Below are 16,252 nucleotides of genomic sequence, written 5' to 3' on the forward strand. Positions count from 1 at the left end.
TTATCAAAATAAACGAACTGACTCTAGTGACTTGTCTAAAAATTGCAAAAGGACTGGACAGCCGTCCAGTCCACGCGTCATTCCTATTTACGGCCGTGACAATTTTTAAATTTCTTACCAGACTGGCATGGGCATGGATCGTTACGATCAACACCTTCAAAAGATACATTCTCCTGAATTGCATGCGATTGGTTCGGCATAATATTCTTAACAGCTGTCGTATGTGCTTCTTGACTTGTGCGCTCACGCTCAATATTGTCATGAATTTGCGCCTTCATCATCAAGCGGGTTACTTCAAACTCGATAGCCCCAATCATATCGTTGAACATAGTAAATGCTTCCGATTGATATTCAACGATTGGATTGTTTTGAGCATATCCACGAAGGCTGACTGCATTGCGCAATTGATCCAAGGCATCAATATGGTCTGTCCATTTGTTATCCACAACACGAAGGATAAGAACTTTCTGGAATTCGCGTACACGTTCTTCATCGCGTAATTTTTTCACTTGCGAATCATAGACTCTCAAAGCACGTTCATAGAGCTCTTCGACAATCTCTTTCTGATTCATTGCTTCAAAAGTAGCTTTACTCAAGGTATCATCGTCAACGAGATTTGCATGCGCAAATTTGATAATTCCATCAATAGCTTCATCTTTCGAACCAAGGAAGTGACCAGCAACTTGGCGTTCAATCGTCCGTTTCATCATCGCTTTGATTTCAGGAGCCAAATCACGGTTAGCAGTAATAACATCCTGGCGTTGGCGATAGATGATTTCACGTTGCTCACGCATCACATCGTCATATTGAAGGACTTGTTTACGTGAATCGTAGTTGTTCCCTTCCACACGCTTCTGAGCAGATTCAACTTGACGTGTCAACATTTTAGACTTGATAACGGACTCTTCTTCTGTTAGATTCATACGCTCCATAAATACTTTGATGCGTTCTGAACCAAAGCGTTTCATCAAGTCATCTTCGAGAGATAGATAGAATTGTGATTCACCTGGGTCACCTTGACGACCTGAACGTCCACGAAGCTGGTTATCAATACGACGACTTTCATGGCGCTCAGTACCAATAACACATAGCCCACCAAGTTCACGTACACCTGAACCTAACTTAATATCGGTACCGCGTCCCGCCATGTTGGTCGCAATAGTGACCGCACCACGCTGACCAGCATTCATAATAATCTGCGCTTCACGATAGTGGTTTTTAGCATTCAATACTTCGTGAGGGACACCTGCAGCTACCAATTTTTGAGAAATCAAATCAGAAGTTTCAACCGCAACTGTACCGACCAAGACAGGTTGCCCTTTCTCATAGCGTCTCTTCACATCAGCAATAACGGCATTGAATTTGTATTCTAGACTTGGATAGAGTAAATCTTCGTGGTCAACACGCGCAATTGGACGGTTGGTTGGAATTGGTACAACACGGATGTTGTAGATTTCACGGAATTCTTCCTCTTCTGTTTTACCAGTACCCGTCATCCCTGATAATTTTTTATACATACGGAAAAGGTTTTGGTAGGTAATAGAAGCACTTGTCTTAGACTCGTTTTGAACCGGTACACCTTCCTTAGCTTCGATGGCTTGGTGAAGTCCATCAGAATAACGACGACCTTCCATCGTACGACCTGTAAATGGATCGATAATCATGACCTCTTGGTCTTCATTAACCAGATAGTCAATATCATAGGTCATAATGTAGTTGGCACGAAGTGCATTATCCAAGAAATGGGTAATGGCTACATTTTCAATATCGTAGAGGTTATCTAACCTGAAGAATTTCTCTGCTTTGTCAATACCTGAATCAGACAGACCAATCGTTTTAGATGGAATGTCAATGATGTAATCTTCTGTTGTCAAAGATTTAACAAGATTATCTGCCAAGAAATACAACTGGTTTGTTTCAGAACCTTGTGCACCAGATACAATCAACGGCGTACGAGCTTCGTCAATCAAGATTGAGTCAACTTCATCGACCAAGGCGTAATTGAGAGGACGTTGAACCATGTCTTCTGCGCGAACAACCATATTGTCTCGGAGGTAGTCAAAACCAATCTCTGAGTTGGTCGAATAAGTAATATCGCAGTTATAGGCTTCACGTTTTTCCAAGGGTGATTTAGCAGCTAAGTTGATACCAACTGATAGACCAAGCCATGAATACAATTCACCCATTTCAGTCGCATCACGAGTAGAAAGATACTCGTTAACCGTCACTACGTGAACACCTTGACCAGACAAGGCATTCAAATAAACAGGCATCGTTGCAGTCAGAGTTTTACCTTCACCTGTACGCATTTCTGGAACGTCACCGTTGTGAAGAACGATTCCTCCCATAACCTGAACCTTGTAGGGATAGAGGCCCAATACGCGACGTGCTCCTTCACGGACTACCGCATAAGCTTCGTACAAAAGATCGTCGAGGGATTCACCGTTATTGTATCGCTCCTTAAATTCTGCTGTCTTAGCTTGCAACTGTTCATCAGTCAGCGCTTCCATTTCATCGGCATACGAGAAGACCTTGTCTGCCATTTTCTCAAGTTTTCTTAGCTCTCCCTTATCATTTTCAATGAGAGAACGAAGTACATTTGTTACCATATCATTCATCCTATTTCAATTTTAGTCAATAATATATTGTAGCAGAAAATTAGGCAATTTTCAAGGTTTGGCACTAGGATACACAGTATTCTTAGATAAAAATACCATAATCTGGAAAAATTTCTACACAGTAATACTACATTGCTAAAAAGAACATGATTAAGACACCAATTACTAAAATAAATACCAGAATACCATCCTCTATCTCTAGTAAAAATATACCATTTAAAATTTTAAAAAAATATGCACTATTGCCCCAAAAATGTGAACGATTTGGCATTTTTTTCTTCGTACAAGTAGTATAATCTGATTGTACAAGTAAATATTTAAAAAGGAGAGGAAAATGTATACCAAGAAAATCGCTCTTAAACAACTAGCCATGTCTAGTACTACAGTAGCCATAGTGAGTGGCCTATGGGGAAGCCAGCCTCCTATATGCATCGACGGTATCTGTTCAATATCAATATATTGCACAAGATGAACTAACAAGTTCAGAGAAGGATTCTGTCTTATCTAAGCCGAAAACTGTCTCACCTTCCAAAGAAATAGCTACGGAGAATCAAACAATCTATCTCATCTACAAGACCGAACCTAAAAAATATTTGGGATTCTTCCAGCTACAGGGGAGACCGGGATCAATCTATTAACGATTGGAGGGGGACTTCTTCTAGTTCTAGGAATAAGTTTGGTCGGAAAAGGCAAAAAGAAAGGGAGCGGGAAAGAACTCGTCTGGTCAAAAAAGAGTTCGTCAACAATTTTTCGTTTTAAGTTGTTGAGCTGAAACAGTCTATCCCCAGACTGTTTCACTCCCACCCCCGCAGACCACAAATTGGCTAGTAGTAAAATGATCAGCCTTGTCCCCATGGCCGACAAAACCATTACTTCTGATATACAGGGACGAGAAGAAAACATCAATACACTCCTAGCTCACTTTGAAGATGGCAGCACCTTATTTTTCCCGCTCCAATATACAGAAAGCAAAGATAAACGTGCTTACTACCAAATAGCGGATTGGGGAGTTACTTATTCACCTTTCCAAACATTACAAGACTACTCTGACATTCTAGACAAGGTAGTTCCAAGCCTACAAGCAGTTGAATTTCGTTCTGAAAATATGTATACTGCTCTCTCCATTACAGAAACTCAAGAGCCTGATTATAGAACTAGTATCTTTACAGAATAAGAAAAAAGTTAGGGATTATTTCTAGTCCCTAACTTTTTATGTTACTTTTCTGATACCTGTTTTGCCAAAGCAAAGTTCCCAAGAGTTGCAGAACCATTTTCAGCAACAGCTGGCGTTACGATATATTCTTTGACATCTGGTGTTGGGAGATAATCGTTCATCAAACCGACAAACTTCTCACGTACACGATTAAGCATGTGCTCTTGAGCCATAACCCCACCACCAAATACAATCACTTGCGGACGATAAAGCAAGGTTGCCTGTACTGCTGCCTGAGCAATATAATAGGCTTGAACATCCCACACTTCTGAATTAAGTTCAATTAATTCTCCGCGAACACCTGTACGACCTTCAAGAGAAGGACCTGCAGCTAAGCCTTCCAAACACCCATTGTGGAATGGACACATTCCTTTAAATTCATGTTTTACATCGTAAGGGTGTAAGGCAACGTAAGTATGACCCGCTTCGGTATGACCCAAGCCACCGATAAACTCACCATTCTGAATAGCACCTGCACCAATACCTGTACCGATTGTATAGTAAACTAAACTCTTTACCCCTTTACGAACCAATGTTTCACCAAAAGCTGATGAATTCACATCTGTCGTGAAGTAGAATGGAATGTTAAATTCCTTAGCAATCAGACCAAGTAAATCAATATTTGACCAGTGTGGTTTTGGTGTCGAAGTGATATGACCATAAGTCTGTGAGTTTTGATCAATATCAATTGGACCGAAAGAACCTATCGCAATACCTGCCAAACGATCTTCATAGCGCTTGAAGAATTCAACCGTTCTCTCAATCGTTTCATAAGGAGTTGTCGTTGGAAATTGCGTTTTTTCAACAACTTGAAAGTTCTCATCACCTACTGCACAAACAAACTTTGTACCACCAGCTTCTAAGCTACCATATAATTTTGTCATTTGATTGTCTCCAAAATTTTTATCACTTTTATTATAACATATAAGCAAACAGAAGAAAAAGGCTGAAAGCCTTTTTCCTGTTAATTATGTAGTAGAGGCAGACTCTACAAATCGATTTTATATAAGATTACTTAGCAACTTTCAAGAAGTCCGCACCATGAGCGATTGTACCTTCAGCAAGTGGTGAAACTTCTGTGAAGTCTGCAGTGTTTGTCACGATAATCATCGTTGTATCATCAAGACCTGCTTCAGCAATTTTAGCTGCATCGAATTTAGCAAGTGGCGTACCAGCTTTAACCTTGTCGCCAGCCGCAACCAATTTCTCAAAACCGTTACCGTTCATTGATACTGTATCAATACCGATATGGATCAAGATTTCAGCACCTGAAGCTGTTTTCAAGCCATAAGCGTGACCTGTTTCAAAAGCAATGGTTACTTCTGCATCTGCCGGTGCGTAAACAACACCTTCAGTTGGCTTAACTGCCAAACCTTTACCCATAGCTCCTGATGAGAAGACTGGGTCATTTACATTTTCAAGGGCAACAACATCACCTGAAAGTGGAGATACAAGAGTTTCTTCAGCTACAAGTCCTGTTTCTGCTTCTTCAAGCGTTTTTGCTGTTTCTTGTGCTGAAGCGCTAGGCTTTTTTATGTCTTTCTCCTCATCTTCATAACCGAAGAGGTAAGTCAAAGCAAAACCTGCTGCAAATGAGATTGCTACCATGAGCAAGTATTGTGGCAATTGACCGTTTACATAAAGAAGTGTACCTGGGATGATAGTGATACCGAAACCAGTACCTGCAAGACCAAGAAGAGATGCTACCGCACCACCAAGGGCACCAGCTGCCAATGACAAGAAGAATGGCTTACGGAAACGCAAGTTGACACCGAAGATAGCTGGCTCAGTAATACCGAGGAAGGCTGCAAGAGCTGCTGGGAAAGCAAGAGCTTTCAATTTAGGGTTCTTAGTTTTTACACCAACCGCTACTGTAGCAGCACCTTGTGCTGTCATCGCTGCAGTGATGATGGCGTTGAATGGGTTAACTCCTGTGTTTGCTACCAATTGTGACTCAAGCAAGTTGAAGATATGGTGAACACCTGATACCACGATGATTTGGTGAACACCACCGATAAGGAGACCACCCAAACCAAATGGCAAGCTCAAGATTGCTTGTGTTGCCAACAAGATGTAGTTTTCAACAACGTGGAAAACTGGACCAATCACAAAGAGACCAAGGATAGACATCACCAAGAGGGTAATGAACGGAGTTACCAAGAGATCAAGTACTTCTGGAACAACCTTACGGACTGCTTTTTCAAACTGGGCACCAACGATACCGATGATGAAGGCTGGCAAGACTGAACCTTGCAAACCAACAACTGGAATGAAGCCAAAGAAGATTTGTGGAGTCACATCGCCACCTGAAGCAACTGCCCAAGCGTTTGGCAATGAACCAGAAATCAACATCATACCAAGAACAAGACCGATTGTTTGGTTACCACCGAATACACGGAAAGTTGACCATACAACCAAGGCTGGCAAGATGATGAAGGCTGTATCTGTTAAGATTTGAGTATAAGTGATGAAGTCAGCGTTCCATTCTGTAACACCAAGTGCTCCCATAATTGCTTCTTGTGTCAAAAGACCACGAAGACCCATGAAAAGACCAGTTGCTACGATAGCAGGAATGATTGGAACGAATACGTCACCGAAGGTACGGATTGCACGTTGGAAAGCATTACCTTGTTTCGCTGCTTCCGCTTTTTGCTCACCAGTTGTTGCTGTTGGCAAACCAAGGGCAACGACTTCATCGTAAATTTTGTTTACTGTACCAGTACCAAAGATGATTTGGTATTGACCAGAGTTAAAGAAAGCACCTTGTACTTTTTCGATGTCTTCGACTGTATCCTTGTCGATTTTTCCTTCATCAACAACCATGACACGGAGGCGAGTCGCACAGTGGGCAACACTGCGTACGTTCTCACGTCCGCCAAGGGCGTCAATGACTTTTTTTGCAATTTCTGTATTGTTCATCTTGCAAAAATCTCCTTATAAATATTATTTGTTTTTTTGAAAGTGTTTTCACGCTTTCGATGGTTTAATTATATCACTTTTACAAAATATGTCAAACGTTTTGCAGAATTTTTTAAAAAATTATTAAAACAATGGTAAAAAGCTTGATTTTTAATAAGAAAACGTTTACTATAATAATTGAAATGTTAGATAAAATTGGAGATAGTATGGCTTTTACCACTGAAGAACGTTACAGAGCTTACGCTGACTGGACACCTGAATACATTGAAAAAATCAAGAATAACACCGAAAGTTCCCCTTGGAGAACCAACTTTCATATTGAAACTCCACACGGTCTGTTAAACGATCCAAACGGCTTTTCATATTTCAACGGGAAATGGACTCTCTTCTACCAGTACTTCCCATTCGGTGCTGCACACGGCTTAAAATCATGGGTTCATACTGAATCGACAGACCTGGTTCACTTTGAAGAAACTGGTACGGTTATGTATCCCGATACACCACTTGATAGCCACGGTGCCTACTCAGGTTCTGCTATGGAATTTGGTGACAAACTCTTCCTCTTCTATACAGGAAATGTCCGTGATGAAAATTGGATCCGCCACCCTTACCAAATCGGTGCCTTGATGGATAAGGACGGAAAGATTGAAAAGATCGATAAAATCTTGATTGACCAGCCAGAAGATACGACAGACCATTTCCGTGATCCACAAATCTTCAACTACAAAGGTCAATATTATGCCATTGTCGGTGGACAAAATCTGGATAAAAAAGGAATTGTCAAACTTTACAAGGCTGAAAACAATGACTACCTCAACTGGACCTTGGTCGGCGATTTAGATTTTGCCAACGACTTGACTGCTTATATGATGGAATGTCCAAATATTGCTTTTGTCGGTGAGCAACCAATTCTCCTCTACTGTCCACAAGGCTTAGACAAAGAGGTATTGGACTATGGCAATATCTATCCAAATATGTACAAGATTGGTCAGAGTTTCGATCCTGAAACAGCAAGCATTGTCGAACCGAGCGAATTGATCAATCTGGACTATGGTTTTGAGTGCTATGCAACCCAGGCCTTTAATGCACCAGACGGGCGGACTTTATCTGTTAGCTGGTTGGCACTTCCAGATGTGGAATACCCAACCGATGCTTATGACTACCAAGGCTGTCTGTCATTGGTTAAAGAATTAACCATCAAGGACGGTAAGCTCTACCAATATCCAGTCGATGCGATTACCAGTCTTCGTAAAGAAGCTCAGCCATTTTCAGCCCAAAAAGAAACCAATAATGTTTACGAATTGGAACTTGATTTTTCAGCGGGCACGAAGCATGAAATCGTATTGTTCGCAAATGAAGCAGAAAAAGGCTTGGTCTTGTCTGTGGACACTGAGCAAGGCCAGATTACATTGGACCGCGGCAACTGTGGCCAGCCATTCGCACTCGATTTCGGTACAAGTCGCTCTTGCGAGATTTCTCCAGGAGCTCTCACAGCCAATATCTTCATCGACAAATCTGTCTTTGAAATCTTTATCAATAAAGGAGAGAAAGTATTTTCTGGTCGTGTCTTCCCTGATGCGGATCAGTCTGGTATCGTCATTACGACTGGTAATCCGACCGGAACCTACTACCATTTAGATTATGGTCGCAAAACTAACTGATGTCGCACAGTTAGCTGGGGTCAGCCCAACAACTGTCTCGCGCGTTATCAATAAAAAAGGATACCTATCTGAAAAAACCATTCGCAATGTCGAAGAGGCTATGCGTGAACTGGGCTACAAACCTAATAATTTAGCTCGTAGTTTGCAAGGTAAATCTGCAAAATTAGTTGGTCTTATCTTCCCAACAATAAACAATATTTTTTATTCTGAATTGATTAGCCATTTAGAAAAAGAGCTTTTTGATCGAGGCTATAAAACCATTATTTGCAATAGCCAGCACGAGTCCGATAAGGAACGTGAATATCTAGAAATGTTAGCAGCTAACCAAGTAGATGGGATTATCTCGGGCAGTCACAATCTCGGTATCCAAGACTACGACCGTGTCGTAGCTCCAATTATCGCTTTTGACCGCAACCTCTCTCCTTCCATTCCCATTGTCTCTTCCGATAATTTTGCTGGCGGGGTATTAGCTGCCCAAACCTTACAAAAAGCGGGATGTCACAATCCATTAATGATTACGGGGAACGATGATTCCAATTCACCTACCGGCCTTCGCCAAGTAGGTTTCACATCTATTTTGAACAAAGCCGAAGTTTTTCATATCTCCAGTGATTTCTCACCTGTGCGCAAGGAGATGGAAATCCGAGCCATTCTTGAAAAGCAAAAACCAGATGGTATCTTTGTATCTGGCGATGCAACGGCTATGCTGGTATGGAACGTCATTCGTTCAATGAAACTGTCTATTCCAGAAGATATTAAATTGATTGGTTATGATGGAACCAGTTTCATCGAAAACTACTACCCTCAACTGACAACCATCAAGCAACCATTAACCGAAATAGCTCGCCTGCTGGTTGAACTATTAGTTGATAAAATCGAAGGAAAAAAACTGACAAAAACAGACTATATCCTGCCGATTAGCCTACTAGCAGGAGCTAGTATATAAAAAAAGCTGCACCTAATAAAAATTAGGTGCAGCTTTTTGTGATACATTCTCTTATTTCTCAAGTAAAAAAGAAGCTCATCAAGCTTCTTCTTTAATAAACTGGCTCAAAACTCCATTGATAAACTTAGCTGAAGATTCATCAGAAAATTCTTTAGCCAATTCAATAGCCTCGTTAACAGCAACGCGGTCTGGCGTTTCTTCGAAATGTAAGATTTCAAATAGACCTAGTCGCATGATATTCTTGTCAATCAAGGTTAAACGGTCTAAGGTCCATCCTGCTTTTAATCGGCTAGATAACTCCTTATCCAAGTCATCACAATAGTCTGCTACACCATTGACAAGGTTAAGGAGAAAGAGCGGAATTTCAACTCCTTCTTGCTCTTCCTCTCTATCATAAAGATAAGAAAACTGAGCTGCCTGAACAGGTTCTTGACCAAATTCAAGTGATACGATTGCCTGCAAAGCACACTTACGCAGGGCATGTCTATTATTCTTCATCAAGGAAATCCTCTCCGAATAAATCTTTCAATGCTGGTTTTGGTGTTTTATCAGGAACAATGCCGCTGACATGGATATTAACCGCAACCACTTGAACTTCTGCATAGTTGTAAACTGCTGTCTTGACTGCACGCTGGATGTCCATTGATACAGCAGGAACATTTACACCATATTCTAGATAGACGTAAATATCCGCAGTCACTCGACCTTCCTCGTCAGTTTCAAGATAAACACCTTTATTTAACGATGTTTTTGACCAACTGTCTGCTACACGCTTATTTTGAAGGGAATGTACTCCATCAACTTTCGCTGCAGCAATGCCTGTAATTACTTCAAGGACGCGAGGTGCAATAACAATCTCGCCTTGATATTCTGTTGTCATAGGCTCTCCTTTCTTAAGAGGAAACGATTAAGCACGTGATACGTAAGTTCCTTCAGCTGTGTTGATAACGAGTTTTTGACCTGCTTCGATAAAGTCTGGTACGTTGACTACAAGACCTGTTTCCATCGTAGCTGGTTTACCTGAACCTGTAACAGTCGCACCTTTGATAGATGGTTGTGTTTCTGCAACGACCAATTCAACAGTTGTTGGTACAGTAACACCGATCACTTCTGTTCCGTAGAACTGGATCTTCACATCGGAATTCTCCAAGATATAGAGCAATTCTTCTTTGATAGTCGCTACTGGAATTTCATACTGATCGTAAGTCTCAGTATTCATGAAATAAGCAGTGTCATCCATTTGATAAAGGTACTGTGCTGGAACTGTTTCGATAATAGCTTGTTCAAATTTTTCATCTGGACGGTAAGTTGTATCGAAGGTTGAACCTGTACGTACATCACGCAATTTCATACGCATGATGGTGTTTCCTTTACCTGGTTTGTGGTGGCTTGCATCCAAAACTTTAATCAATTTACCTTCAGCTTCGAAGGTCATACCTGCTCTAAGTTTACTTGCTTCAATCATTGTATTGAATACCTCTTCAAAATTTTATTTATTCGTTTTATTTTACCACAAACTGACAATTTTCTCAAATCACAATCAATTCTTTTGGAGCTAATGTCAAGACTTCACAACCTGTTTCCGTAATCAATAGGTCATCTTCGATACGGACACCATATTTGTCATCTAAATAGATACCAGGCTCATCCGTCAAGACCATACCTGCCTTGATAGTCTCGTCAGATTTTCCAAAATATGGATACTCATGAATATCCAAGCCGATTCCGTGGCCAATTCCATGAGTGAAGTTGGCTCCGTAATCCGCCGCATTGATAATCTCACGAGGAATAGCGTCAAACTCGCGATAGGTCACACCTTCCTTGGCCTGCTCAATCAAAGCCTTATTGGCACGCAAAACGACATCGTAAATCTCACGCTCTTGGTCTGTCACATGACCGATATGAATAGTCCGCGTCATATCGCTGACATAATGCTGGTAGTAGCAACCAAAGTCAAGTGTCAAGGTCTCACCAGCTTGGATAACCTTTTCAGACGCTCTTCCATGAGGCATAGCAGAGCGGTAGCCAGATGCCACGATGAACTCAAATGATGCCCCTTCTGCACCGAGTTGACGCATGCGGTGGTCAAGGAAATGATTGACGTCCATCTCAGTCGTCTGACCTGGCTTGATAAAGTCAAGAACATCAATAAAAGCCTGATCTGAAATCTGACACGCACGGCGAATGGTTGCAATTTCTTTCTCATCCTTAATCATGCGCAAGTCTTCGATAAAGTTGGACATGGCAACTAGTTGATAACCCTCAAAAATGCTGGTCAGACTTTGATAGAAACCATAGGTCACCTGGCTATCAAAACCAATGGTTTCAAGCCCATCTTCCTTAATCACCTTTGCAATCTCTTCAAGGGCAAAACGGCTCTCGATAATATCAAAACCTTTTACTGATGCCTTAGCTATCAAGGTATAACGCGAATCAGTTACAAACAAGCGACGCTTGCCACTAATGAAGACAGTCGCCTCAGTTCCCCAAAAACCAGTTAGGTAGTAAATATTGTTTTGACCAGTCACCAAGATTCCATCAACAGTTGATTGAGTTAATTTTGCTTCAAATTTCCCAAGTCTTTTTTGCATTCTGTTCCTCCAATGATTTTTAAACTATTATAGCAGAAATACTAGGATTTACCAATTATTTTCAGCAGACAAAAAAGCCGCTAGAGCGACTGTTTTAAGTATGTCACAGAGAAATGGAATCTTTCACTAATCCAATACTTTTATATACTCTCCAATTTTTCGTACGATTTCAGTTACGAGAGCATTTCCCATAAAGAACATACGCATTTTATCGGATACGTCTACACTAGAGCCTTCGGCTAATTTTTAGGGAAAATTTAATCATTGCCTAAACTATTTTAAAGTCTTTAAAATATCATTTTTTAAATCGTTAGTATTATACAAGTGAGGCAAAACCTCAAAAGTTTCTTGTAAATTTTTCTTAGCCTTATGCCAACCTTTTCCGTCAGTAAACCACATAAATTCCACATTAGGAATTGTCTTCGCTTCTTCTGCAATCATCTTATATGAACGTGCTGTTTCATTTAATTTCGATCCACCACTTGAGTAAAAATTAACCTCGATCAAATAAATAGTTGAATTATGCTTGATAACAAAGTCAAATCGTTTGGCTGTATTTCCCTCATTAGTGATGGCGGATAAATCAACTGAGAAGAGTTCCTCAATCTTATTTTGATAGACTTCCTTGAATAGAGTTTTACCTAAAACATAACCAGCCGCCTCTAGATAATTTTGCACAATATTTTCCATAGCATGTCCAGTACGGTTCTTCCTACCGTTAGTATCCATGCCGACTTCGACTCCTGTAACGTAGTCCACTAGATTTGATATAATATGCTTCTCGAGTAAATCAAAAATCCCTGACTTTTCCAAAAACATAGCATATTCTTCAATACTATAGTTTGGCTTACGAAAGTCAAAATAAAAATCTTTTATAGGGTCTTTAACAATAATTGTATCTTTCAAACGTTTCGCAATAAGGATTGGTATAACTTTCAAAACTTCTGGATAATTTTGGTACAAATCTAAAAAATCTTGTTGTATATTTTTGCTACCAATAAGACTATTCAGAATATTGAGAGGAATTTTTATACTTTCCACATTATCATAGACTTTTGGAAAATCTGTATAATAAGTCCAATCCGCTATAGTGTCTGTCATGGTAGACAACCATTTTTCAAAGTCTCTATTTTTTTCCACTTTCTTTCTCCAATCTCGTTTTCGCTATTTTTAAGTAATCTCGTTCGGCATCTATTCCAATGAATCTTCTACCTAATCGCTTCGCTACAACTCCTGTCGTTCCGCTACCAACAAAAGGATCTAGAATGTAGTCATTTTCTTTTGTGCTAGCTAATATTATTCGCTCTAAAAGATATTCTGGTTTTTGGGTTGGATGCTTTCCAGCCCATTTCTCTGATTTTGCTGTTAATCCACCAGTCCAGACATCTTTCATCTGTTTTCCATCGTTTAACTCTTTCATCAAATCATAGTTATAATAGTGACGAGCCTTCTTATAGTTTTTTCTTGCCCAAAGAATTGTTTCGGTTGAATGCGTAAAGTAACGACAGGATAAATTGGGTGCAGGATTCGTTTTCTGCCATGTAATATTATTCAGAATTTTGAAACCTTCTTGTTCTAAAGCCATTCCAACTGAATAAATATTGTGGAAACTACCTGAGATCCAAATCGTCCCATTGGGTTTCAAAACTTTTTTAGCTAACTGAATCCAGCGTCGATTAAAGTTGTGCTTTTCTTCAAGTGAGGAAACTTTATCCCACTCACCTTTATCAACTGATACAACTTGACCACCTGAATTAGATATTCCACCATTACTCAAAAAGTACGGCGGATCTGCAAAAATCATATCCATACTCTCAGGTTTCATTTTAGACAAAAACTCAAAAGTGTCCGCATGAACAAGTATGGAATTCTCTTTATGATAGTATGGTTTCGTCATAATAACCCCTCCATACTTATATTCGTTATTTGTCATAATTAGTTACGATAAATTCTGATATTTTTCCTCGACTTGATGCTTTCGCCCCATTAGTCCTAATGGCTTCTACTTTATGAATATTAAAACCTTTATACAATTCTTCTACTAACGGACTAGATGAATTGGATAGCATTACATAGGCACCTTTCTTATCTAGTTTTCTAAAAACATCACGCAATCTAACTTGTTCTTCATAGGAAAAACCTTCATGAGTATAAGATGTAAAGGCACTTGTTTCTGAAAGAGGTATATACGGTGGGTCAAAATAAACAAAATCTCCAGCACCTACATCTTCAACAGCTTTTTCGAAATCCCCCGTCAAAATCTCAATATTATTTTTATTTAGATATTGAGAAATAGATAAAATTAACTCACTATCAACAATCTTAGGATTTTTATAGCGACCATAAGGTACATTGAACTGATTTTTAGAATTAACACGATACAAGCCATTAAAATTCACTCGCAACATATACATAATACGTGCAGCACGCTCAACATCAGTCATTTTATTAATCCTATTATCTCTATCGACAGCACGTAATTCTAAGTAATACTCTTTAGAGTTATTTTCTTGATGTTTAGTTAGTAACTCAATGAGTTTTTGGGGATTATCTTTTATTTGACGATAACAGTTGATAAGCTCACTATTGAAATCATTGATAATTGCTTTTTTCGGAATGAGTTCGAAAAATACCGCCCCACCACCAATGAATGGTTCAAAGTAACTATTATAATTGTCTGGCATAAGAGATTTTATAACCGGAAGCAGTTGTCGCTTCCCACCAGTCCATTTTGTAAAAGGTTGTAAAGTTGGTTGAGTTCGTTGTAATTGTATCATCGTTTATATTATACCATATCTCTAAATATGTTTGATTAATTGAAGTGGAATAGCCTCCAACATGCAAAAAAGCCGCTAGAGCGACTTTTCAAAACAGCATTAAGAGTTTCTTCTCATTTCCCTTTAAATTCACGAATCCGTTGAGGAATACCCTCTAAAAATTGATTCATTTTTTGTTGCCATTCATTTTCAAGAGCTTTCCTTTCTTGAGAATCTAGGTCGTCAATAGCCTTACTATTTAGGCCGATTTCGCTTAAAACTGGACTGACATTAGAGATTGTCTTTTTGCCAAAATGAATTTTACTTTCTTCCATCCATAAATTAAGTGAGGAGCTTAACTCAACTTGTTCCCAAGGGATTCTGACAAGTGCTGGTTTGCCGAACAATTTCTTCTTAAAGGTGTAGACAGCTTCCTCTGTAAAGATAAGATTTAAACTTAGAGTTCCTTCAAACATGGCAAAAATATGTTCTTCATGCAACTCCTTGTGGCTTGGATAATGATACCAAAATACTCTAGCCGAATAAAGACTTGCATACTCCTTTGGTAAAAGAATTGTATCTTGTTCTTGCAAGTTTTTTTCTGCAATCATCCATTCAAGATTATTCTCAATAAGGGGAGTCCAAAAAACGTAATCTGCAAGTTCGCTCAGGTACTGATAGCGTTCATAATCGATAAAAGTTGGGTCTATAGAGGTTCCTTCTAGGGAAGCAAGCAAATCATTTGAAGGCGCAGTAAGTCCCGGAATCTCACCCTTATAATCCACACGATCTTGCCTTGATTTTAACTCTTTAACAATTTCTTCAGGTAAGAAGTTTTCTAACAAAGCTGTCAAGTTGGCTAACTCATGATTTGCCCAAAAAGTACCATAAGAAAAGACATTCGTCGGTGCAATACAAAAAGAATAAACATCTACCACATATTCCTCAACGCTTGTAATCGTTTCTGAGCTAGGAACATACTGAAGTAATTTTCCCATTACACAAGATGCTAGGTATTGTTCCCAAGTCTGATAACTATTTTTGATACGCTCTGTTTGCTTGGTAAACAGTTCCTCAAATTCTTCTTTAGTAATCAAGCGAGCAGCATACGATTTCGTCAAGACATCAATTATACGGCAGTCGTCAAAGCCTTTGATTAGTTGAGAACCTGTTAATGAATTTAAAGAAAAGTAAAAGTCTTTTACATCAGGATTGGCTATTCCATCAATAAATGACGAAACATCTTCTAAAGCATGATAACGACCATCTTCAAGCTTATCAATTTCTTCTTTTAAACTTGAATAATCTGTAATTCCATAGTTTGTTTCTAACATGGTTCGCAACAGGCCTCTGGTCATCATATTGACACCTGGCATGACGACACTCATTAGTTCTTTTTCGATAAATTGTCTATTGACTGAATTGGCAAAAACTGAACTGTATCTGTATGGACTGCACAATAAAACGTATTCCGATTGCATGGAGGTCTCCTTGTTAAGTAACTTATTTTTTATATTATATCTGATTTGTACTAGCTTATCAAGCGTA

The 16,252-nt window shown here is 39.4% G+C and carries 15 protein-coding genes and 1 pseudogene; 4 read left to right on the forward strand and 12 right to left on the reverse strand.

The window, feature by feature from the left end:
- Window positions 1-83: 83 nt before the first annotated feature.
- A complete protein-coding gene (gene secA, locus PHA78_RS09900; RefSeq protein ID WP_024378923.1) occupies window positions 84-2,609 on the reverse strand; it encodes a preprotein translocase subunit SecA in 2,526 nt (841 codons plus the stop codon).
- A 649-nt stretch (window positions 2,610-3,258) separates the two neighbouring features.
- Here secA and PHA78_RS12620 point away from each other — a divergent pair.
- Together PHA78_RS12620 and PHA78_RS09905 are read left to right on the forward strand one after the other, a co-directional pair.
- The gene (locus tag PHA78_RS12620; protein WP_367648823.1) at window positions 3,259-3,390 is read left to right on the forward strand and encodes a hypothetical protein; all 132 of its coding nucleotides are present in this window, start codon (window positions 3,259-3,261) and stop codon (window positions 3,388-3,390) included.
- An 81-nt stretch (window positions 3,391-3,471) separates the two neighbouring features.
- The gene (locus PHA78_RS09905) at window positions 3,472-3,792 is read left to right on the forward strand and encodes a hypothetical protein (protein WP_099831366.1); all 321 of its coding nucleotides are present in this window, start codon (window positions 3,472-3,474) and stop codon (window positions 3,790-3,792) included.
- A 41-nt stretch (window positions 3,793-3,833) separates the two neighbouring features.
- Here the strand turns inward: PHA78_RS09905 and scrK are convergent, their stop codons facing one another.
- The gene (gene scrK / locus PHA78_RS09910) at window positions 3,834-4,715 is read right to left on the reverse strand and encodes a fructokinase ScrK (protein ID WP_024376404.1); all 882 of its coding nucleotides are present in this window, start codon (window positions 4,713-4,715) and stop codon (window positions 3,834-3,836) included.
- 127 nt (window positions 4,716-4,842) lie between these two features.
- Complete coding sequence (locus tag PHA78_RS09915) at window positions 4,843-6,750, reverse strand: sucrose-specific PTS transporter subunit IIBC (protein WP_272158107.1); 1,908 nt, start codon at window positions 6,748-6,750, stop codon at window positions 4,843-4,845.
- Window positions 6,751-6,956: 206 nt separating this feature from the next.
- Between PHA78_RS09915 and PHA78_RS09920 the strand changes: the two genes are divergently transcribed.
- The gene (locus PHA78_RS09920) at window positions 6,957-8,411 is read left to right on the forward strand and encodes a sucrose-6-phosphate hydrolase (protein ID WP_272158566.1); all 1,455 of its coding nucleotides are present in this window, start codon (window positions 6,957-6,959) and stop codon (window positions 8,409-8,411) included.
- Window positions 8,392-9,357 carry a LacI family DNA-binding transcriptional regulator gene (locus tag PHA78_RS09925; protein ID WP_002938271.1) on the forward strand — a complete coding sequence of 322 codons (966 nt, stop codon included), beginning with the start codon at window positions 8,392-8,394 and terminating at the stop codon, window positions 9,355-9,357. The genes PHA78_RS09920 and PHA78_RS09925 overlap by 20 nt, the downstream gene beginning before the upstream one ends.
- Window positions 9,358-9,435: 78 nt before the next feature.
- Here PHA78_RS09925 and nusB read toward each other — a convergent pair whose 3' ends face one another.
- From nusB to PHA78_RS09970, 9 genes and pseudogenes are all read right to left on the reverse strand, one after another.
- Window positions 9,436-9,855 carry a transcription antitermination factor NusB gene (gene nusB, locus PHA78_RS09930; RefSeq protein WP_024380426.1) on the reverse strand — a complete coding sequence of 140 codons (420 nt, stop codon included), beginning with the start codon at window positions 9,853-9,855 and terminating at the stop codon, window positions 9,436-9,438.
- On the reverse strand, window positions 9,845-10,237 hold the full coding sequence (locus PHA78_RS09935) for an Asp23/Gls24 family envelope stress response protein (protein WP_024376408.1): 393 nt from the start codon (window positions 10,235-10,237) through the stop codon (window positions 9,845-9,847). Before PHA78_RS09935 ends, nusB begins: the two co-directional genes overlap by 11 nt.
- A gap of 27 nt (window positions 10,238-10,264) precedes the next feature.
- Window positions 10,265-10,822 (reverse strand): elongation factor P, encoded by a 558-nt coding sequence (efp, locus tag PHA78_RS09940; RefSeq protein ID WP_002942436.1) that lies wholly within the window; start codon window positions 10,820-10,822, stop codon window positions 10,265-10,267.
- Window positions 10,823-10,886: 64 nt separating this feature from the next.
- Window positions 10,887-11,948 (reverse strand): M24 family metallopeptidase, encoded by a 1,062-nt coding sequence (locus PHA78_RS09945; RefSeq protein WP_024376409.1) that lies wholly within the window; start codon window positions 11,946-11,948, stop codon window positions 10,887-10,889.
- Between the two features lie 126 nt (window positions 11,949-12,074).
- Window positions 12,075-12,194: pseudogene (locus PHA78_RS09950) on the reverse strand (DNA cytosine methyltransferase); the annotation flags it as partial.
- 27 nt (window positions 12,195-12,221) lie between these two features.
- Window positions 12,222-13,049, reverse strand: coding sequence for a type II restriction endonuclease (locus PHA78_RS09955; protein ID WP_217451689.1), 828 nt, complete (start codon window positions 13,047-13,049; stop codon window positions 12,222-12,224).
- A gap of 25 nt (window positions 13,050-13,074) precedes the next feature.
- Window positions 13,075-13,881 (reverse strand): DNA-methyltransferase, encoded by an 807-nt coding sequence (locus PHA78_RS09960; RefSeq protein WP_032498267.1) that lies wholly within the window; start codon window positions 13,879-13,881, stop codon window positions 13,075-13,077.
- Window positions 13,871-14,725, reverse strand: coding sequence for a DNA adenine methylase (locus tag PHA78_RS09965; RefSeq protein ID WP_029176691.1), 855 nt, complete (start codon window positions 14,723-14,725; stop codon window positions 13,871-13,873). The genes PHA78_RS09960 and PHA78_RS09965 overlap by 11 nt, the downstream gene beginning before the upstream one ends.
- A gap of 113 nt (window positions 14,726-14,838) precedes the next feature.
- Window positions 14,839-16,185, reverse strand: a complete 1,347-nt coding sequence (locus PHA78_RS09970; protein WP_207560313.1) for a DUF1266 domain-containing protein — start codon at window positions 16,183-16,185, stop codon at window positions 14,839-14,841.
- Window positions 16,186-16,252: the final 67 nt, after the last annotated feature.

Origin of the sequence: Streptococcus sp. HN38 (assembly GCF_028335765.1) — a bacterium.
Lineage (GTDB): Bacteria > Bacillota > Bacilli > Lactobacillales > Streptococcaceae > Streptococcus > Streptococcus suis_P.